Here is a 22,109-nt window from a genome sequence, read left to right as displayed (position 1 = left end):
TCATTATTGATCATCCACAATAATATACGCTGTTCTAATTGGCCCGTGTACACCTACGACAAGGTTCATTTCAATATCTGCGCTATTTGACGGACCAGAAACGAAGTTCACACAAGCTGGCAGGTTTTCTCCCGCTTTACTTTGATCATGAATCAGTTTTGTAGCTTGGGTTAACCTTGGTACGATCGTACTTTTAGGAACGATTGCAATATATGACTCTGGAAGCAAACTAACATGCCTTCCTTTTAACCCATCATTAAATAGCACAACGGTTCCTGATTCCGCCAGAGTCATATCACTGAACGTAATGCCAAGGTCAGCAGCTTTCGCAAATTTTATGTCCTCTTCTTTATCACCTAATCCCCATGCACGAAAATGTGTTGTGCCTTCATTGTTGAAACATGAAGTAAGACCGTACTCATTAAAGCGCTCATCGTTCGAATACATAGCAGATTTGATATTCCATTCTTTTATTAAATATTGAAATGTTTCAACAAGATTTTCCTTTGTTGTTCGCTTTACTTCTGTATGAATGACTTCGCAGTGCTCTATTAACTTTAATACAAGTTCATCTTGCGCCAGTCCGTCAAAAACAGTCCACTGCGGGGAAAAAGACCAGTTCGGTTTTTTCACTGCTTCTGGACATTTCCTACCAAGCTTTTCTGATAACTGGAGTAAAAATTCCTCACGATTTTGGATGGCCATCATCGTTCTCCTTTTCGTGTTTTTCAAACCACTCTCGAAACGGTTGTTTTTTCGGAACTGGAAAATCTCTCGCATCCGTCCAAGCTTTTAACGGCCCAATTCCACGCTCGATCTTATCCCCTTTTGCAAGAGGTTTTAATGCATACGGAGCGCTCTTCGCTGCAAAAGAAAATAGTCTAGGACTCTTCACCGCTTTTTCAAAACCTTTCATAGCCACGTTCCAAGCTACAGGTGATCGTTTTTCTTCTACAATGCGGCTGCGATGTTTAATTAATAAGTCATGTAACGGGATTTTCACTGGACACGCTTCTGTACAAGCACCACAAAGGCTAGATGCGTAAGGTAAATCCTTATATTCACCATATCCCCCTAAAAGCGGTGTCAACACAGCTCCAATTGGTCCTGGATAAATAGAGCCATATGCATGTCCACCAATATGCCTGTATACAGGACACACATTAATACATGCCGCGCAACGAATGCACTGAAGGACACTTTGGAATTCTGTTCCTACAATATTGGAACGACCATTATCAACAATAACTAAATGAAATTCCTCAGGTCCATCTGTTCCGCCAGGCTCAGTTAACCCTGTAATATAACTTGTTAACTTTTGTCCTACAGAACTTCGGCATAGAAGTGTTACTAAAACATCAAGCTCTTCCCATGTCGGAACAATACGCTCCATCCCCATAACTGTAATCAACGTTTTCGGAAGTGTCGTAGTAAGTCTTGCATTTCCTTCGTTTGCTACGATAGAAATTGATCCCGACTCTGCAACAGCAAAGTTACATCCAGTCACCCCTATATCCGCTGCAAAAAAATCATCACGTAAATACGATCTTACAAACCTCGCCATTTCCGTAGGATCAGATGTTCCAGTGTAATTTAACTTTGTTTTAAATATTTCACAAATGTGCTCTTTATCTTTGTGAAGACACGGAACAACAATATGTGATGGAGGATCGTGGTCGTTCACTTGTAGAATAAATTCAGCAAGATCTGTTTCTAACACTTCCGCTCCAGCTTCTTCAATCGCTTCATTTAAACTAATCTCTTCCGTTACCATCGATTTTGATTTCACAATTTTTTTCGCGTTTTTCTTTTTTACAATCTCTTTTACATATTCCCTTGCGTCTTCTGCAGTCTTTGCGAAATAAACGAAACCACCGTTTTTCTCAATATTTTCACTCAGCTCATATAAATAATAATCAAGGTTTTCTAATGTATGCTTTCGAATTTCTTCTCCTAAAGCTCGCCATTCTTCCCAGTTCCCAAGACTCTCAGTAGCTTTTAATTTCTTGACTCTCAGACCATCTTGCGCTTTCCTGACAGCCTGTCGCATAAATTGATCCCCAATACCTGTTGCAGTACGCTTATGAAAGGGATCGTTCCCAATTTTCATTCCCATCTCTATATCCCCCCTTGTTTTCGATCTTCATTTAATACTTGAGCAATATGTTTTACATCAATTGGATAACCATTACGTGTTAAACGTCCTTTTATATTCATTAAGCAGCTACAATCCATCCCAATTAACAATTCCGCACCGGTTTCCATAATATGCTTTACTTTTTCTTCAACCATTTGCTCAGAGATTTCTGGCATTTTCACCGAGAATGTCCCTCCAAATCCGCAACAATCATAATTATGCGGCAATGAAACAACTTCCAGTCCCTTTACACACTTTAATAGTTTTTGCGGTGGTTCCTTAATCCCCATTAATCGGCTCATATGACAAGATGTATGAACCGTTGCTTTTTTATGAAGCTCCGCACCTAAATCTTCTTTCCCTAACACTTCAACTAGAAATTGTGTGAATTCATATGTTTTATTTCCAAGTTCAGTAGCTTTTTTCTTCCAATCCGCTTCACTTTCAGAAAACAAGCTAGAAAACTCGTGAACCATCATAGCGCAAGACCCCGATGGTGCCACAACATATTCTGAACTAGAAAAGGCTTCAATCATATGTTTTGCAGCTGTTTTTGTTTCTTTCACATACCCGCTATTATAAGCAGGTTGTCCGCAGCAAGTTTGAGTTTTTGGAAAATCAACTTCACACTCTAAATCTTCAAGAATTTCCACAACATCTTTCCCTACTTCTGGATAAAAAATATCTGCAACACAAGTAATAAATATTGATACTTTCATATTTTGCACCCCTAAATACAGTAAAGTAAGCTCAAGTAACTTTATCTGTATATTATTGGTAAAAAAATTAAAAATATGAATAAAAATAAAAAAAAGCATCCTAAATGTGTAATTTAGGATACTTTTTGTAAAACAAATTAATTTCTATTAAGCAAGCGCATACGATAACAATTCATCGTCACTTCTCCAAGCCTTTGCAACAATTGATAATTTGCGTACGCTCCGACCGGGGCACCGATAATTGGGACGAGCTGAAGCATTTTCGCTAAATCGATATAGTCTCGGTATTCTGTTTGGAACTTTTCCCAGTCCATATGATTTTCTTCTTCTGTATCCCACGTTTCAATCGCTTTCCATACTTCTTTTCGGTGATCGTCACTTGAAAAAGCAAGTTGGAAAACATGAAGAATAAAAAGGCGCTCTTCTTTTTTACTCGTATCAAATCCGTACAATGTTGCTGCATCGAATAAAAATTTTATTTTAATAGTAAGTAATAACGGGAAATCGGCAAGGCCAAGGAGAATACCACCTGCTCCTGTTCCTGCCCCTTCTGCCGCTGCGACTTTTTTGTACTCATCCATTTTTTTACGTACTTCATCGTCTCGTCTTTGCAGTGACCAGTTCGTTTCTTTTAGCTTCGGTTTTATGAAGTTTGATCCAGCACTAATTGTTTGCACCATCATCCGAATCGTTTCTGTTAGTACCTTTTGCACTTTCGCGGGCACTAGTTGTTGCACTTTCACCTGCACTTTTTTAGAGAACCGTGTCATCATAGAAGAATCTTTCATGAATGTAGCTTTCCACTGCTCCAATTCTTTTATAACCTTCTCTTCATATGTAATCATAGGTTCATTCCTTTCAGTTTAAACGCTCAATGCGTTTCGCACCGTATTGATAAACGAAACCAATACTAAATAATATGCTTACGACAAATAAAATGCCGGTCATTATGAAATCTTTCGTCGCAAGTGCAAATATAACTGTAAATACAACGCTGCCGATAATAAGAATCGCATTTAATAAAGTAAGGAAATCTCTCTTCTTCTCGTCTCCCCCTACCGGATATAAATCAAGCCAAACTTTCATACGGTGATGTTTCCAAAGGGTTAAGAGCTGGTAGCCGATTAAGTATAAGAAAACAAGGCTTACGATAAAACGTCCATATAAAAATGGGATAAAGTAAAGAATAATTCCCCCAAGAACGAGTAAACGCATATATAATCCGAAATAGTTACCCGATCTTAAAAATGTTCTCGTATATAAGTATAAATATGTACGTTTCTCACCAATCATCGAAAGAATCAAATCAAGCCATTTCCTACGTGATACTCTCTCTTTTAACGCTGGTACATCAACGAACATATTCGCAATGCGGTACAGCAGCATCATTTTTTTACCTTCTTCAGAAATTAAATACTCCCAGTTTAGCGGCTTTCCTTTCACCTTTTGATGCATAACAGCAAGGTATAGTGCCATAAGAAAGACAATTACACCGGTAAAAATGAATGAAGTACGTTCTACAAGGAAGTACACAAATAAGCCGTTTAAGATAAAGCGAATGAACCAATCTGCTTTTTGAACGCTTTGATCTGTTAAAAATGATTTTTCCCACGCTACGAATAAATTCCACGCTTTTACAATGACAAACGCGATTACAATCCATATGTAATTGGCACCTGTTTGTTTCATTTGCTGGAAATATAACGGGGCAAGCGCAGCTGCTACCATTGCGATTATGTATAACTGAATCATAAACGTAAAGAGAAATGCCTTCGTAAAGTAAGGCTTTAACTTTTCTTCAACTGGAAGCAAATACACGAGGTCTGCTTCTTTTAATAACGTTTGGATGGACCCAGCTGTTAATACGAGGCCAAGTAAGACTGCCATAACAAACGCTGTCGGAAACGAAGGTGTTAACGTTTGTAACCATTGCTGGTAATAATACGCTCCTGCGCCGATGATAAATACGAAAATAAATTTCAAATGATCATTAAATACGTATTTACTATATGTACGAACTTCTTTTAGAAAGTGCCGAAATCGTTCTTTCCATAACGCTGTGCTATTCATAATCTTCTTCCTTCGTTAACGCAATATAAATATCATCAAGCGTTGCACCAGGCATATTAAACCCGGATTGAAGTTCTGATAATGTTCCCATCGCTCTCACTTCACCTTGATGCAAAATAATGAATGAATCACAATAGCGCTCTGCTGTCGCTAAAATATGTGTACTCATTAAGATGCCCGCACCACTCTTTTTCATTTGATCCATCATTTGAAGAAGTGATTGAATCGCTAACGGATCAAGCCCAACGAAAGGTTCGTCCACAATGTAAAGTGATGGTTCAACTAAAAATGCACTCATAATCATCACTTTTTGTTTCATCCCTTTTGAGAAATGAGACGGAAACCATTTCAAACGATTTTTCATCCGAAACTTTTGTAATAGTTGTCCTACGCGTTCTTCATATTGTTTTTCATCTACACCGTACGCCATCGCTGTTAATTTCAAATGCTCTTCTAACGTTAACTCATCATATAATACTGGCGTTTCTGGAATGAAGGAGAAACTAGAACGGTACGCTGTCATATCATCACGAATTGTTTTCCCATTAATTGTGACAGTTCCTTTTTTCGGCTCCATTAAACCGATGATATGTTTAATTGTCGTACTTTTCCCGGCTCCATTTAAACCGATCAAGCCAACAAGTTCGCCTTTATTAACAGAGAACGAAACATTTTGCAGTACAGGTCGTTTCGTATATCCTCCTGTAACATTTTCTACACGCAATAACTCGCTCATACGACACCACTTTCTTCATTTATATTCATTCACTTTTGTAAGAAATGTATATATTCATCTTACCAAAAATCATGGTGCACTACATAGTATCGATGCCTTCAAAAAAAAATTTAAATTTCTTGGCATATATTTTTACGAAAGCGGACATCATAATTAGTGAAGAAGGAACACATTGAAAAAGCAACCACCAATTGATGAGTACAACAACATAGTGAAGTCATCATGAAATGGGGTGTCCAAGTTGGACAATGAAATTTACACATAACCAGATAATTTGTTTCATTTTCGAAACGGGGTGTCTCCGAAAGAGCATATACTGTTTTAAAAAATAAACAATTTCATTTTAAAAAAGATTGCAATTCATTTCACTTGAAAATGGGGTGTCTACGGCAGAAACTTTAGCCGATTTACCGTGCATTTCTTAAATAAATGAGGTGTCTGCGAACCGTAAATTATAAAAAATGCTTTTTCAATCCATCTTCAGAAAACAGGAAGCTGAGTCAGCTTCCTGTTTTTCGTGTTTGTTCTCCTATGTAATTATGGTAAAATACGGCTAAGACTATTTGAAAGGATGAGATCGATGAATCATACAGCGGACAATTGTATTTTTTGTAAAATCATTGACGGGCAAATCCCTTGCTCAAAAGTATACGAAGATGAACATGTACTTGCATTTTTAGATATTAGTCAAGTAACAAAAGGACATACTCTTGTTATTCCGAAAGTTCACAAACAAGACATTTTTGCGTTAACGCCAGAAATCGCATCACATATTTTTGCGGTCGTTCCAAAAATCGCAAATGCAATGAAAGCAGAATTTAATCCAGTTGGTTTCAACCTACTTAACAATAACGGCGAGAAAGCTGGACAAACTGTATTCCACTTCCACCTTCATTTAATTCCACGCTACGGTGAAAACGATGGTTTCGGTGCTGTTTGGAAATCACACCAAAATGAATACACAATGGAAAATTTACAAAACATCGCAAGTACAATTGCAAATAGTGTGAAATAGTGCCACTATAATAAGAAGTAATACATAATAAGCCGATTCCTCTGGCATTTATTGTATGGCTTCTTTCTTCACAAAAAATGCCGGGGGTATGATTTTTTGTGCATAGCATGTACAAGAGAGAAAAGCTCACTTTTCTTCCCCTTGTCTTAAAGATATGCACACTTTTATACATCATGAATACGAACGAAAAATAAGGAGGTTTCCTTTTATGTCAAAAGCTAAATCCTTTATTACAGGTGTACTTTGCGGCGGAGCAGTTGCTGGACTAGCCGTTCTTTTCTCAACTCCTTCTTCTGGTAAAGCTATGCGTGGTAAGCTGAAAGAAAAAGGAACTGATATTAAAAAAACATTAGCTGATATTACAGCTGATACGAAGTTATTAAAGCGTCAAATCGTTGAAACTGCTTCAGAAGGTAAAGAAGTATTCCAAGAACTAAAAGACGATATGCATGACACGCTTTCTAACTGGAAACAAGATATTTCTCAAAACAAACGACATATCGAAAAAGAAATTTTAGACATTCAAAAGTCAATTGAGAAACTACAAGAAGCCGTTCCAGAAAAAGCGTAAACATATTCCTGCTTAGTTTTTTGCATATAACAAATATTTTTCATACGAATTGACCTTAACACGGCATATCACATAGATATGCCGTGTTTTTATGCATTTACAATATATGTTATCCCTTAACATGTAAAGACAACACATGTATTCTCGACTCATAAAACGCTTCCATAGTTATGCATGATTTGTATAGAATGTTATTTTTCCGAAAAATTTTCACAATTCTCACAAAAAGACTTTATTAATTTTTATTTTACTGGCATAATAGATAATAATGAAAAAAGAATGTTAAAGTGGGTGAGTAAATGAAAAGTGGAGAAAAAAATTACTCGGTAAAAGAAGCGATGATTTTCAGCCAACGTATTGCTCAATTATCGAAAGCGTTATGGAAATGCGTAGAGAAAGATTGGCAACAATGGATTAAACCTTACGATTTAAACATTAACGAGCATCATATTTTATCAATCGCTTATCATTTAAAAGGGGCTTCTATTTCTGAGATTGCTAAGTTTGGAGTTATGCACGTATCAACAGCGTTTAACTTCTCTAAAAAGCTAGAAGAACGCGGCTATCTTGTATTCTCTAAAAAAGAAGATGATAAACGAAATACGTATATTGAAATTACAGACAAAGGGGAAGAATTACTACTTCGCTTAATGGAGGAGTATGACCCTGAAAATAATTCTGTTTTTAATGGGGCACTTGAACTTCGTAATTTTTACGGTAAGTTCCCAGAAAATATCGAACTTATTGCGATCCTTCGCAATATTTACGGACAGGACTTCATCGATATTTTTGAGAAATCATTAGAGAATATTGAGGAGAACTTTACGGAGACCGATCAAAAATTAGTTAAGAAATAATCTATTTATCCTTTCGCAATCATGCGTAAGAATTCATTCATAAGTGGCACAAATAAGCCCTGCTTTGCTAGCGCTTCCGCAGTTTCGTGTACTTCGAGCTGATGTGGAAGCGCTTTTTCAAATTGATTTAATAGCGCATCAAACAATAGAAGGCCTTCTGCTTTCTCCACCACATATTGTTCGTTCAGTCTTTCACAAAGTTTTAGTATACGTTCAATGTCTTTTTTACGAGCTTTTTTCTTTATGATTAAAGAATAAAATGGACACTTTTCTTCATCAATCATTTTAAATAGTAGGTCTACGTAGTATTCAGCTTGTTCTAGTCTTCTTACAACGTCCATTTTCTCCCTCGCTTCCTAACACAAAGTCTTCTATTTCTGAATTTTGTAACACGAACAAAATATCGTATGATACAATATATAAAGTATATGTATTTTAGCCAAAAGGAGGTCTCGCCTCATGACTCTTATAACCGTTGTTTTTGTTGCATTCGCACTTCTTGTTATATTTTACACGAATTTCATGACACATACACTGTGTGAGCGAAAACAAATATCTGCGAGCCGCCAGCCCGGTGTCTTTCGAGTTATTAATGTATGTATTACCATTCTATTAATTTCTAGTTATGTAGAAATTATATTTCATGGAAAGTGAGGAAGGAAGCCCCTTCCTCACTTTTTTCCTCTATAAGCAAATTATACCTACTATAACTAATAAAATAAACAGTACAAGTAATAAAATAAGTTTTGAATTCATCCCCCATCCCCTCCTCTTTTCTGTATATGCGACATCCGCCCAATATGGTACCCTTTCAAAATCTGACACAAACTGGTTAAAATTTCTTTATCAATAGGAAAACCCGTCGAAATATGATATATTAAATTTTGTACATATTGCTTATACTATGAAATAAACGACACGCATCTAAACTTTATCCTAAAGCCTCGGTAAGCCCTGTTAAGCGTGCTTTTACATATAAAAAAAGCAAAGACATCAGTGAGACTTAATCAGGTTCTTATGAACGAAAATAACCTATCATAAGGCGTTTCTTCATTCGTATGGGATAAATTAAAAATACATAATAGTAGGAGTGTTTATTGAATGAAGAAAGCTATGCTTGCCTTAGCCGCAACAAGTGTAATCGCATTATCAGCATGTGGAACATCATCATCAGACAAAATTGTTACATCTAAAGCTGGTGACATCACTAAAGAAGAGTTCTACAATCAAATGAAGACACAAGCTGGTAAACAAGTACTAAATAACATGGTTATGGAAAAAGTACTTATTAAAAACTACAAAGTCGATGAAAAAGAAGTAGACAAAAAGTTCGATGAAATGAAAAAGCAAGTCGGTGACCAATTCGATACACTAATGAAACAACAAGGCCTTAAAGAAGAAACAGTTAAAAATGGCGTTCGCGCTTCATTAGCTCAAGAACAAGCGATTGAAAAAGCAATTACTGATAAAGACTTAAAAGCAAAATTTGAGGACTATAAGCAAGAAATTAAAGCAAGCCATATTCTTGTAAAAGATGAAGAGACTGCTAAAAAAGTGAAAGAAGAACTTGCACAAGGTAAATCTTTCGAAGAGTTAGCGAAAAAGTACTCTGAAGATCCAGGTTCAAAAGAAAAAGGTGGCGACTTAGGATTCTTCGGACCAGATAAAATGGTAAAAGAATTCGATGAAGCTGCTCGTAAGCTGAAAAAAGATGAAGTAAGTGAACCAGTAAAAACACAGCATGGTTACCATATCATTAAAGTAACTGAGACTCATGCTGACGCAACTTTCGATAAAGCAAAAGCTGACATCAAAAAAGAAGTAGTTCAAGAAAAAACACAAGATGCTCAATTTATGAATGATCTTATGATGAAAGAAATCAAAAAAGCTGACGTAAAAGTTGACGATAAAGATTTGAAAGATCTTTTCGAAGAACCAAAAGCTGACGCTAAAAAAGACGCAAAGAAATAATGAAGTGAAAAAAGCTTGGGTAGCCCCAAGCTTTTTTTATTACTTAATATCAGTATCTTCAATTAGCATTAAATTCTCACGAGTTAATTCTACACCTCGTAGACGTACTGCTTGATTCCGTTTCGTTTCTTCATATACGTTACGTATATATCTTCCGTTTCCGAATTGCTTTTCCTTACACGCAATTTCAATTTTATCTCGAAGTTTCTGATCAGCAGTCTCTGTTAACTGATATCCATTTCCCTTAAACATTTTCTCTCCCATTTGTAACAACTCATCAACACTATAATCTTTAAATTCAATTACATTTGGTATACGCGATCTCAGCCCTGGATTTGTATTTAAAAATCCTTCCATTTCATTCGTATAACCAGCAAGAATGACGATTAAATCATCACGATAATCTTCCATCGCTTTTAATAACGTATCAATCGCTTCCTTTCCGAAAGCATGTCCGGTATTCACATCTTGAGCTAAAGCGTAGGCTTCGTCAATAAACAATACACCGCCAAGAGCTGATTGAATCACTTCTTTTGTTTTTATAGCTGTTTGCCCTACATATCCAGCAACAAGGCCTGAACGATCCACCTCAATCGTCTTATTAGAAGATAAGATCCCTAAATGATAAAGTAAATTAGCAACAATTCTTGCCACAGTCGTTTTTCCTGTTCCTGGATTACCTGTAAAGATCATGTGTAATGAAGACCCTTCTTCTACTGGCAAGCCTAAACTTTTCCTTGTTTGCGCAATTCGAATTTGATCTTGTAAACTTCTCATAAAATCTTTCACTTCGTTTAATCCAATAATTGCTTGCAAATGTTCTTCTAATTGGAATTCTGCTACTACATTATTTTGTTCCTTCTCAAAATCTTCAGGAAGCAAGTTCATAATTTCATTCTCATCTAGAATTCCTTCATTTACAATTCGATTCGCCTGTTCTCTCTTAGCCTCTTCAATAACATTACGGACTAATCTTCCGTTCCCTGCATCAGCTTTCAAACGTTTAATTTCTCTCCCAAGTACTTTCGACAAAGGAGCAATTGATTGCTCTGTTAGTACAAACCCATCATTTGCTGTCGTTAACTTTGCAATCTCCACTAATTCAGCGACCGAATAATCCGGGAAATGAACGTCAATTGGGAAGCGCGACTTTAGGCCTGAGTTAACTTGTAAGAAGTCTCGCATTTCTTTCTCATATCCAGCTAGTATAACAATAACGCTATCCCTATACTCTTCCACTAGTTTAACTAATGTATCAATCGCCTCTTTACCAACATTATCGTTACTCAGCGCATATGCTTCATCAATAAACAGCACTCCGCCAAGCGCAGACATAAATACTTCTTTTACCTTCTCAGGCGTTTGACCAGCATAAGGTGCAATAAGGTTACCTTTGTCCACCTCAACCAATTTACCGCTTTTTAAGAGCCCCATTCGCTTTAATAAATCACCAACTACACGAGCTACAGTCGTTTTTCCTGTTCCCGGGTTACCGGTAAAAATCATATTTAGATTTTGAGAAAATTTATTCTTAATTCCAACACTTTGGCGAAGCTGCTGGGCAATTAGTTGTTTTTCTAATGAACGGACGAAATCTTTTATGTCTGTTAATCCCACGATTTTTTCCAGTTCTTTTTCTAAATCAAATTCTTTATCTCTTGTATCTGTGAGAAAATCTGACGCTTTGAATGTTATAAGTTCTGTAGAGTCTGCATATTCATCCTCACTAATTCGTGCTGACTGTCTACGCTCCCCTTCTTCTATAATATTTCTAATCATTCTTCCGTTTCCTGATTCTGCAGAAGATAGTTGCATTTCAGATTCTATTCTTTCTATTAAAGCGTCTCTTTCCTCTTCTGGTAAAATGAACCCTCTTCCTTTAATCATGCTTTCTCCAATTGCAACAAGCTCATGTAGAGAGTAATCTTTGAAGTCGACATTTAGAGGGAATCGAGATTTCAGACCTGAATTTGTTTTTAAGAACTCTTTCATTTCATTCTCATATCCAGCTAGTATGACGATAATATTCTCCCGATGATCTTCCATAAGTTTTACAATCGTATCGATTGCTTCTTTTCCAAATTTATCAGTAGCCAATGCATACGCTTCATCAATAAATAAAATCCCGCCTAAAGCAGACATAAATTTATCAGTTGTTTTCGGTGCTGTATGTCCTAAATACTGGCCAACAAGTCCACCTCGATCAACTTCAACGAAATGTCCAGATTTTAAAATCCCCATCTCTTTCATCATGGTCCCTAATAATCTAGCAACAGTTGTTTTACCTGTTCCTGGATTACCTGTGAAAATCATATTCAGACTTTGCCCAGCCGGAGATTGTAATCCAGCATTCTTCCTTTTCTTCTGCGCTACAAGCTGAAGTTTCATCCCCCTCATAAATTCTTTCACTTGATCAAGGCCAATGATTTTATCTAATTCAGCATTTAAGTCAAATGTATTTTCTGCGCCTAATCCAAAATCATCTTTCGTTAACATATTTAATTCTTCATCGCTTAAAAGTTTTAACGTATCACCAGAATTTTTAAGTCTAGCTGGTTGCTCCGCCATAGCCTTCTCAACGATATTTCTTGCCAATCGTCCATTTCCAGAATCATTTTTCCCTGGTATTTGTTTTCTCGAGAATTCTTCAATCAAATCATCTTTCAAATCATCTGCAAGAGTAAACCCTTCACTTTCTACAATTTTTTCAGAAATCATGAAAAGTTCTTCAGATGTATAGTCTGGAAAATCTATATGATTATTAAATCTAGATTGCAAGCCTGGATTTGTCTTTAAAAAACCGTCCATTTCATCCTTATATCCAGCAAGAATTACAACTAAATCTTCTCTAAGGTCTTCCATTCCTTTAACTATAGTATCAATAGCTTCTTTCCCAAAATCATTTTTCCCACCTCTAGCTAAAGAATATGCTTCATCAATGAATAAAACCCCGCCTTTTGCAGAATCAATCACAGCTTGTGTTTTTGGCGCTGTATCACCTATATATTGACCGACTAAAAGAGATCGATCTACTTCGACTAAATGACCGCTGGATAAATAACCTACAGCCTTTAAATATTCCGCGACTAATCGTGCGATAGTAGTCTTACCTGTACCAGGGTTTCCTGTAAAGATAAAATTCATCGTTAAACGTGTTTGTTTCGACCCGCGAGATTGTCTAATCTTTTGCAGTGCCAAGAACTCTTCCAACTGAAAAATTCTTTCTTTAACTGTATTTAAACCAATGACTTTTTCAAATTTACCTTTAATATTTTCTAAATTTTCTGCTCCTGCTTTTTTACGCGTAATTTGTATTTTCTCCACACCATCATCTAAATATAATTCATCCGATGCTGTAAGTTGATAAATGATGCCTGGTTCTATTTTTCCTGTTATACGCAAATTTGTAATAGACTGATAAATATCATCTTCTATATAACTCTTAATTCCGTGTACACCCATTGCTAAATTCGCTTTCTCAACAATAAAATCAGATACATCATGAGTACAGTTCATATTCACTTGTAATTTCGTATGAATACGTTTTTGATATTTTTTCAAATAGCGATCTGATATTTTTGTCAAAGTATGGAGTGGTAATACCGATGTTTGCGGATAATCTATTATTTTCTCTAATACCGTGGCCGGGAACATTGTACGAATATCTTTCAAATCCTTTTCGGTAGATAAAATAATTAGCTTATTTTCTATTTGAATCGAATCAATACTTTTCTCCGCTAAATTGCTATATGTTTTTTGGAGCGCTTGCCAATTCCCATTGTAAACATAGCGATCCTTCAACTTAATTTTCCCATTCATAATTAATTCTGATAACTTAGAAATTAAATTAGGCGGACATTTATCGACATTATCAAAGTACAGTACATCTGATTCAGATTTGATTCCTCTATACACATCTGATAAAAAAGTACTTTCAATATCTGACGCTCCAAGCGAACTACTAATATCAATGTAGTGTACATCTGGTTTTTCATATAAACTATACTCATTCATAATCGCTGTTAAATATTTTACTGATTTATATATTCCTGTACCTTTTCGACCAGAGACAAAAATAACATTTTTTAAGTTCGCATCTGGACGTTCGTAAATAAAGCTTCTCATGTAACCCATACATAACTGATCGATAAACTCTTCCTGACCAAATATATAGCTATTTAAACGCTTCTTCGCATCTGTAAACACTCTTTGATACTTATCGATTTCATTATTATGATTTTGCTCCCCTGTATTCGAATCGAAATTGGGATCTCTTCTTCTTTGCTGCTTATATTCCTCTTTAGGAGGTTGCTTCGTATTTACTCCTTGAGCCTTTAGCATTAACTCACGGAATCGATCAGCCCACGAGGAATTCGGATTTCTCATCAAAAACTTCTTACAACACTTTATGCATTGCGCTTCCATTTCTGATTGTAAAAGGGCTTTCGCATAGTAATACTCTAATTCTTCACTCTTTCCGCTTTTCAACGCTTGTTCAAAATGTGTAATTGCTTGTTGCACATGCTTTTTTTCAAACAGATAAGCTTGTCCCATTCTGACATTCGCTTCATGGTGCAATGAATCTTGACTTAAAACTTTATTGAAATAAAATCTAGCTTTCTCATAATTTTCCTGTTTTAAATATAATTTTCCTAACCCCATTATCGTAGTTATATCTGCTTCTCCTAAATTATATGCACTTAGAAGCAACGTCTCTGCTTGATTAAGCTGATTCAATTCTACATATGTTATCCCTAAATACACCATGTATTCGCTATTACTCTCATCTAGTGATAGCGCTTGCTCAAAATACGTTTTTGCCTTATCGTAATTTTGATTATGGAAAAATAACAATCCAGCTAAATAAAATAACCCCGGATGATCAGGATATCGAGCAAGTAATCCATCAATTTGTGTCAATGCTTTTGACAATTCTCCTGAATGGACATTCGCTTCAAATAATGATTTAAAAGCCAAAAACTCTTCTTTGTTATACAAATTTGCCGTTGACATTGTATCCCTCCTATAAAGCAATTCAAGACTTATGAATAAAGAAAACTCCTATTCAGGAGTTTTCAAAATGTTTCATTATTTTCTACCGAACACAACCGCTATGGCGGTTAAAATACTTCGATTTCGTTGTTCTCTTTGACCAGTATTAACTTCTTTATTATCAAGCCAAACTGGAATTCTACTAATTTTCCAAACAAAGTAAAGTAACGCTCCACTAATTAATAAACTAATAAATGAGAAAGAAAATAGTGCATTTAAGAACCATATTGCAGGTATAAAACCTAAACCAGCAAAACGCCCTACTAAAAACTTTGTTTGTAATGCTTTTTCGCCTAAATCAATAAATGTTTGAATGTATCCAAGTAAATCTCTATCTGTTGCATAAATCTTTGCTTCTCTTAATAAGATTAGTCCTTGTTCAGCGCTCTCTTGAGAAATATAGCTATAATAAGTCTCACCATTACTCTCTTGAGCGTATAGCATCGATAAACACTTATAGTAGTAATTATAAGCTAATTCATTTCCTAAACTTGGGTCTTTCCCATATATTTCAATTAATTTACGTAAAATGTCAATCGCTTGATCATAATTATCTCTATGTCTTGCGATTACTGCCATTCTGAAACGATATGCTCGCTCATTTGGTTTAATACTTAATGCTTGTTGAGTTAATCTTTCAGCATGATCTAATCGCTCTTCAAAGCTTAATTTCGGATGATCTAAATAAACATCAGATAAATCGTAATAGAATACATCGTTATTTGTTTCGATATCCATCGCTTTTCTATACTCATAAATCGCATCATCATACTCATTCCACATATAATGTGCTCTCGCTAATATCGCCCACCCGTGTGCGTTAGCTCCATAATCCTCAGTGACTTTTTTTCCTACAACAATTGCATCTGCAACTCTTCCTTCTTCTAATAGACTCCATGCATAATCTATTAATTCTTGTGCAGTAGATCCTGTTGTATTATCAAACGGTTCTTGGTAATTTGCATCCACTTCAGGAGTAGAACCCTCTAACGTACGGTTATACTCGCTTCTCTTCGTTTCATCCAAAAGAATTGCCTCGGCTTCAGCAAGAATCTCAACTATTCGTTCAGCTTCCTGTCTACGCTTTAAATCAGGTGCATTCGTTCTCCCTAACCATTTTCGCTGCGCCTCAATTAACTTCTCTTTCAGCTCGGCTGTTCCAATACTTGGATCAACTTGCAGCAATTCATAATAATTCTCCAAAGGTTAAACACCCCTATCCGTATAAAATACATCAAAAAAAAATCGTTATTCTACTGAAATTCCTGCTAATTTTTCAGCTTTTTGTTCAATTGCTGCTTCTGTTAAATTTGATTTTCTTTCAATTTGCATTTCACCTAAATGTTGACCAGTATTTTCGTCTTTTCCATAAATGTGTACAACGCCATTTTCGTCATATGTAAAAATGAAGCGAACTGGGTATCCTTGTGGTTTTGGTCCTCTTAAATCTAAATTCGATCGACCGATAACTTTTACAAAATCAGGGTCACTGTCTTCCCCTTCTGTTACTTGAACGTGAAGAGATGTTTGCCCCTCATTAACTGTATAAAACACAGCTTCTTCACTAGCTGGGATTGGTGTATTTCGAACAATAATTTTTTCGTTAATGAATCCACCAGTATTATTATCATGAATTAAAATCCCTAAACTATGCGAGTTTACATCTACTACTCTCGTTTTCGGTTTAAACTCTTCTGCATTGTTAGACGCTTCATTATCTACTTGTAATAAGCTCCCTTGAATAGCAGCTCCTAATGCAACTACTTCATCAGGGTTAACATCTTTTGAAGGCTTAATTCCTGTTGTACGTTCAATTAAATCTGAAACAGCTGGAACTCTTGTCGAACCGCCAACAAGTACAATCTTATCAATATCTTCCCAAGCTAAATCAGCATCTATTAAAACATTCTTCATAATTAAAGCAGTACGACTTAAAAGAGGTGAAAGAAGCTCATCAAATTTTTCTTTTGTCACTTCAACTTTTACTGTACGCCCTTGAGATGAAAGTGTAATAACCGATTTTTTACGAGATGATAGCATTTTTTTACAAGCTTCAGCTTTCTCACGTAAATCTTGTACTGCATTTAAATCATCATATAAATCTAATCCATGCTCTTCTTCAAATTTCTGTTCTACTAATTCAAAGATTTTGTTATCAAAATCGAAACCGCCTAAGTTACGATCTCCCCCAGTAGCCTTAACAACTACTTCATCTTGATTTAGTTGTATCAGCGTCACGTCAAATGTACCTCCGCCTAAATCGTACACCATTACATTCTGCTTTTGCTCACGATTCGCTAAACCATATGCTAATGCAGCAGCCGTCGGTTCGTTAATTACCTTAAGTACATGTAAGCCAGCAATTTTCCCAGCATCTTGCGTTGCTTTTCTTTGCGCATCATCGAAATATGCTGGTACTGTAATAACAGCTTTCGTCACTTTAGCGCCTATTGCTTCTTCTGCATCTTCTTTTAAACGTTTTAAAATAAGAGCCGAAAGATCCTCAGGTGTAAATACCTCTCCACCTATCGGGAATTTATAACTTGCATTTCCCATCTGTCTCTTCACAAATTGAACAGTATTTGTTGGGTCTGATACAGAAATACTTTTTGCAGTTGAACCTATAACAGGCGATCCATCTTCAAAAAATATAACTGATGGAGTAACTCTTTCTCCCTCACGGTTTGGCAGAATTGTTGGGTTTCCACTATCATCTATGTATGCCACCGCCGAGTTGGTTGTTCCTAAATCGATACCAATAATCACCTAATCAGCTCCTCAATATCCTTTTTTCACTACATATTGTTATAACAAATAAGATAAATCTAACATTTTTTTCACAAATTTGCCATAAGCACGACTCATTAATTATAATAAATAGTTAAAAAAGTTCCGTCAATGAAAATTTCCCTTAATTTAACTACATCATTTTATGTATATTTTATACCTTCTACGACCATTTTTGTTGTATTTTTTCAGAAAAATCATAAAATAATTTCTGATATAAAAATAAGGCGGCTTTAGTAAGCACACTACAAGCCACCTTAACTACAAATATATTAAATTTTTTCATCTACAATACGAATCATAAAGTACTCAACAAGCGATTCAATTGTTAGAAACTTAGTCCCAACTTCGTTCAAATCCATTTCAAAGTTCAGCTCGAAAATATCATGTAATTCAATAAGAGCTGAAATGAACATCCCTACATCCCCAGTGTATTCAACAGGGGATCCATCTATCTTCAACTCTTCTACTGGCTTCAATCCTTTTTCCGAAATCACCGCTAATACCGATGCAATTACAGATTGTATTAAATTCTCTTTTATTGTTTTTAATGTTGACATTTTATCCACCTCATAAATAGTTTATAAAACTGTCTACCAATACCGTAAACCTTACCAATTTGTACGAGTTCATTAATTTAATATACATTTCATATTTTATATCCATCATTCAATAAAATAGAATCTCGCCTAAGCTCGCACTTTTCTCTATGCTATCGAGGACTATCTATAGTCATCAGTTTTCTTTCGCTATCTCTATAACAACTTCTAATAAATTTCTTTTTATTCTTTTTCAGCCATCTTCGCCTTCAAATATTCAGCAATTTCTGTTTGCCCAAATTCTCTAGCATATTCATATGCATTCATATTCTTAATACTCTCTCCAGTATATCTAATTGAAATATCTAAACCTTTTTCAACCAAAAACTCAACTACTTCTTTATGCCCACCATAAATAGCCCCAAATACTGGATTTCTTTTCGCTAAGCTCACATCTAATTCTGCATTGGCCTCTATTAAATACTTTACTATATTCAAGTATCCGGCTCCTGCCGCCAAATTTAATGCAGACGCATCAAATGTACCTCCTCTAGCATTGATATCTATACCTTTATTAATTAAATACTCGACCATGTCAAGTTGTCCTCTCTTGGTAGCTACATGTAACCAAGTTCCAAATGAAGTCATTGTATTCAAAAGTTCTTTATCATCGCCTATTAATCGCTGTACTTCATTAATATCGCCATTTTTAATTGCATTCCTTATCGCTTTGTTTACACTTTTCTTATCCAAAACATATCCTCCTTAATTTCAATTATCTTCTACTAGCTAGTTCACCTAATTCCTCAAGAGCTTCAACAATATCGTCAAGGTCACCTTCCTCATCTTCAACAGCTCTTAATCGATTTACAACATTCTCCAAGGCACCAAAACTATGTTGTCCTATTACAGCATTAGGTGCCCAAACAAGGTTTTCTTTCCCAATTATCGGATCTAATCCATACCTTCTTAATATTTCTTGACCTTCTCGAACCAATTCTTGTTGCTTCTGACCAAGACCTCTTTTAAATAAGATATGATGTGCATGTGGGTTTATCATATCCTCAGGCGGACTACCTACCAATCCTTTAAGATACTTACCAAAGTCCATTTTAATTAATGCTTCATTATATTCTTTAGTAATACCTAAATCGGATATCTTTTCACTAACATCAGACAATTCACTCACACTAAAAGTATTATTTTGAATAGCGTTTTTAAGCTTATTAAGCTTAGCGGAATTGATACTATCACCCTCGACTATACCATCAAGAAAATAACTTACATTGTTATCAACTTCAGCAAATGTATCACTAACTTCCTGTTTAACCTCTTCCTCTAAGACTTCTTTCTCTTGTCCACTATCCGTCTCCTGACCAATTTGTCCGTCGAGTTCTACTACCAACTCATTATAATCAGCGTCTTCAACTTTAGCCAGTATTTCTTTCAACCGAGATGAACCTTCTCTCTCTATCCCGACTCTTTCTATTTCTCTAACCTTTTTTGTATCATCTTTTTTCTCAGAAGCCTTATCATCAACTTCATCAAATAACCCTGGTGTGTCCATATATTTGATAAGATACATTCTTCCATCTTCAAACAGATGTCTCGTTTCTCTATGAATACCTTTTATATTATAATCCCACCATGCTTTTGGACTCTTATTAGCTGCCTCTAGCTGCGCCTTAAAACTACTTATTATCGTATTTGCTTCACCAGCTTCTCTCCATTTTTTATCACGTGCTTCCAAAATATCTCTTGCATCAGCTAACGGTTTATACTTATCAATGATTTTATTCGCTACTTTCATGCTATCTTCATAAACTGTTTTTATTTCTCTACTAAACTCTTCTTTATTATATTTAAACCATTCTGCCGGCCCTTGCTTTATCGCTTCTATTTGTGCTTTAATACTACCTTTCAATGTGTACTTTTCGTCTCCAGCCTCGCTCCATATTTTCTCGCGTTCTATGGCAACTTCTTTTATAGAAAATAGTATTTTATTACCTTCTATCATTTTATTTGTTACTTTCATACTATCTTCATACACATTTTTTATTTCTTTACTAAACTCTTCTTTGTTATATTTCAACCACGCTTTCGGACCTTCCTTTGCCGCATCGATTTGTGCCTTCACACTATTTTTACACATTTCCAATAGCGTTGCGCCCTCGCCATCTTCTATTCGCTTTTCATGTCGCTCTCTCAATGATACTTTTGCATTTGCTATTACCTTATAAGTATCAGTAATTTTATCCGCTATTTTCACGCCGTCTTCATACACATTTTTTATTTCTTTACTAAACTCTTCTTTGTTATATTTCAGCCACGCTTCCGGACCTTCTTTTGCCGCATCTATTTGTGCCCTCACGCTATTTTTACACATTTCTAATAGCGTTGCGCCTTCACCATCTTCTATCCGTTTTTGATGTCGCTCTTCCAGTGACACTTTTATATTTTTTAACGTTTGATAATTGTCGGTGATTTTATCCGCCATTTTTGCACAATCTTCATACGCAGTTTTTATCTCTTTACTAAACTCTTTCTTATTGTACTCCCACCATGCTTTTGGCCCTTGTTTTGCGGCTTCTATTTGCGCCTCAATACTACTTTTCAATGTGTATTTTCCTTCGCCAGCTTCATTCCATTTTTTATTCCGCTCTTCCAGTACTTCTTTTATAGGACCTAATATTTTATTATTTTCAATTACTTTATTCGCTAACTTTATTCCATCTTCATACACATGTTTTATCTCTTTACTAAACTCTTCTTTGTTATATTTCAACCACGCTTTCGGACCTTCTTTTGCCGCATCTATTTGTGCTTGTATCGCATTCTTACACATTTCTTTAAAACTATCACCATAGCCAGCTTCTCTCCAAGCATCTTTTCTTTCTTTTAAAATTTGTCCAATCGTTCGTTGATCTATCTCTTTCTTTTTCTGATCAAACAATTCTTCTAAATCGAATCCCGATTCTTCTTCTGCCTCGCTTCTCGGCTCAAACTCTTTTTTAACAGTTTCTTCTTCTCTTGGACCTTCCGACGAATCAGTTCCTTCTATATTCTCTCTTGTCTCAGAGGGATTCTCATCCTCTTGCACTTCTCGTTCCGTTGGTTCTTCCGTCTGTTCAAGTTTCTTGTCTTCATTTGTTTCTTCTTGCTTCGGCATTTCTTCTACTTGCTCTGGATTCTTCCCTCCAGTTTCTTCTGTTCTTTCTCCTGCCTGATCAAATTGGTTTTCTCCATCTGCTTCTTCTTGCCTCGGCATTTCTTCTACTTGTTCGGGTTTCTTTTCTCCAGCTTCTTCCGTTGGTTCTTCCAACTGTTCAAGTTTCTTACCTTCATCTGTTTCTTCTTGCTTCGGCATTTCTTCTACTTGCTCTGGATTCTTTCCTCCAGTTTCTTCTGTTCTTTCTCCTGCCTGATCAAGTTGGTTTTCTCCATCTGTCCCTTCTTGCTTCGGCGTTTCTTCTATTTGCTCTGGTTTCTTTTCTCCAGCTTCTTCCGTTGGTTCTTCCAACTGTTCAAGTTTCTTACCTTCATCTGTTTCTTCTTGCTTCGGCATTTCTTCTACTTGCTCTGGATTCTTTCCTCCAGTTTCTTCTGTTCTTTCTCCTGCCTGATCAAGTTGGTTTTCTCCATCTGTCCCTTCTTG

At 35.8% G+C, this 22,109-nt stretch carries 18 protein-coding genes; 5 read left to right on the top strand and 13 right to left on the bottom strand.

Going from position 1 to position 22,109, the window contains the following annotated elements:
- Nucleotides 1–3: 3 nt before the first annotated feature.
- From MR066_RS04520 to ecsA, 6 genes are all read right to left on the bottom strand, one after another.
- The gene (locus tag MR066_RS04520; RefSeq protein WP_242246116.1) at nt 4–705 is read right to left on the bottom strand and encodes a LutC/YkgG family protein; all 702 of its coding nucleotides are present in this window, start codon (nt 703–705) and stop codon (nt 4–6) included.
- Nucleotides 686–2,116 carry a LutB/LldF family L-lactate oxidation iron-sulfur protein gene (locus MR066_RS04515; protein ID WP_242246115.1) on the bottom strand — a complete coding sequence of 477 codons (1,431 nt, stop codon included), beginning with the start codon at nt 2,114–2,116 and terminating at the stop codon, nt 686–688. The genes MR066_RS04520 and MR066_RS04515 overlap by 20 nt, the downstream gene beginning before the upstream one ends.
- Before the next feature lie 2 nt (nt 2,117–2,118).
- The gene (locus MR066_RS04510) at nt 2,119–2,856 is read right to left on the bottom strand and encodes a (Fe-S)-binding protein (protein ID WP_242246114.1); all 738 of its coding nucleotides are present in this window, start codon (nt 2,854–2,856) and stop codon (nt 2,119–2,121) included.
- 137 nt (nt 2,857–2,993) lie between these two features.
- Nucleotides 2,994–3,701 (bottom strand): ecs operon protein EcsC, encoded by a 708-nt coding sequence (ecsC, locus tag MR066_RS04505; protein ID WP_002030211.1) that lies wholly within the window; start codon nt 3,699–3,701, stop codon nt 2,994–2,996.
- A gap of 13 nt (nt 3,702–3,714) precedes the next feature.
- A complete protein-coding gene (locus MR066_RS04500) occupies nt 3,715–4,926 on the bottom strand; it encodes an ABC transporter permease (RefSeq protein WP_242246113.1) in 1,212 nt (403 codons plus the stop codon).
- Nucleotides 4,919–5,662, bottom strand: coding sequence for an ABC transporter ATP-binding protein EcsA (gene ecsA / locus MR066_RS04495; RefSeq protein ID WP_242246112.1), 744 nt, complete (start codon nt 5,660–5,662; stop codon nt 4,919–4,921). Before ecsA ends, MR066_RS04500 begins: the two co-directional genes overlap by 8 nt.
- Nucleotides 5,663–6,242: 580 nt before the next feature.
- Between ecsA and MR066_RS04490 the strand changes: the two genes are divergently transcribed.
- The 3 genes from MR066_RS04490 to MR066_RS04480 all read left to right on the top strand — a co-directional run bounded on the left by MR066_RS04490 (nt 6,243) and on the right by MR066_RS04480 (nt 8,105).
- Nucleotides 6,243–6,677, top strand: a complete 435-nt coding sequence (locus tag MR066_RS04490; RefSeq protein ID WP_001016832.1) for an HIT family protein — start codon at nt 6,243–6,245, stop codon at nt 6,675–6,677.
- A gap of 208 nt (nt 6,678–6,885) precedes the next feature.
- Entirely contained in the window at nt 6,886–7,248 is a 363-nt protein-coding gene (locus MR066_RS04485; protein WP_002011120.1) for a YtxH domain-containing protein, read from the top strand.
- Nucleotides 7,249–7,547: 299 nt separating this feature from the next.
- Nucleotides 7,548–8,105: an HTH-type transcriptional regulator Hpr gene (locus MR066_RS04480; RefSeq protein ID WP_002011118.1), complete on the top strand. Its 558-nt coding sequence runs from the start codon at nt 7,548–7,550 to the stop codon at nt 8,103–8,105.
- Nucleotides 8,106–8,110: 5 nt separating this feature from the next.
- Here the strand turns inward: MR066_RS04480 and MR066_RS04475 are convergent, their stop codons facing one another.
- Nucleotides 8,111–8,446, bottom strand: a complete 336-nt coding sequence (locus MR066_RS04475; protein WP_242246111.1) for a YhaI family protein — start codon at nt 8,444–8,446, stop codon at nt 8,111–8,113.
- A gap of 118 nt (nt 8,447–8,564) precedes the next feature.
- On the opposite strand from MR066_RS04475, the gene MR066_RS04470 reads away from it, so the two are divergent.
- Nucleotides 8,565–8,759, top strand: coding sequence for a hypothetical protein (locus tag MR066_RS04470; RefSeq protein WP_000172693.1), 195 nt, complete (start codon nt 8,565–8,567; stop codon nt 8,757–8,759).
- 447 nt (nt 8,760–9,206) lie between these two features.
- Nucleotides 9,207–10,076, top strand: coding sequence for a peptidylprolyl isomerase PrsA (gene prsA, locus MR066_RS04465; RefSeq protein WP_107887065.1), 870 nt, complete (start codon nt 9,207–9,209; stop codon nt 10,074–10,076).
- 39 nt (nt 10,077–10,115) lie between these two features.
- Here the strand turns inward: prsA and MR066_RS04460 are convergent, their stop codons facing one another.
- The 6 genes from MR066_RS04460 to MR066_RS04435 all read right to left on the bottom strand — a co-directional run.
- A complete protein-coding gene (locus MR066_RS04460; RefSeq protein ID WP_242246110.1) occupies nt 10,116–15,089 on the bottom strand; it encodes an AAA family ATPase in 4,974 nt (1,657 codons plus the stop codon).
- 75 nt (nt 15,090–15,164) lie between these two features.
- Nucleotides 15,165–16,331 (bottom strand): tetratricopeptide repeat protein, encoded by a 1,167-nt coding sequence (locus MR066_RS04455; protein ID WP_242246109.1) that lies wholly within the window; start codon nt 16,329–16,331, stop codon nt 15,165–15,167.
- 45 nt (nt 16,332–16,376) lie between these two features.
- The gene (locus MR066_RS04450) at nt 16,377–17,894 is read right to left on the bottom strand and encodes an Hsp70 family protein (protein WP_242246108.1); all 1,518 of its coding nucleotides are present in this window, start codon (nt 17,892–17,894) and stop codon (nt 16,377–16,379) included.
- 293 nt (nt 17,895–18,187) lie between these two features.
- Nucleotides 18,188–18,475 (bottom strand): hypothetical protein, encoded by a 288-nt coding sequence (locus MR066_RS04445; RefSeq protein ID WP_144613349.1) that lies wholly within the window; start codon nt 18,473–18,475, stop codon nt 18,188–18,190.
- A 222-nt stretch (nt 18,476–18,697) separates the two neighbouring features.
- On the bottom strand, nt 18,698–19,207 hold the full coding sequence (locus MR066_RS04440; RefSeq protein ID WP_242246107.1) for an ankyrin repeat domain-containing protein: 510 nt from the start codon (nt 19,205–19,207) through the stop codon (nt 18,698–18,700).
- A 22-nt stretch (nt 19,208–19,229) separates the two neighbouring features.
- The coding region (locus MR066_RS04435; protein WP_242246106.1) for a hypothetical protein at nt 19,230–22,109 on the bottom strand (2,880 nt) is incomplete at its 5' end.

It is taken from the genome of Bacillus cereus group sp. BfR-BA-01523 (assembly GCF_022662615.1).
Taxonomy (GTDB): Bacteria; Bacillota; Bacilli; order Bacillales; family Bacillaceae_G; genus Bacillus_A; species Bacillus_A mycoides.
This window is presented reverse-complemented; position numbering and strand designations above follow the sequence as displayed.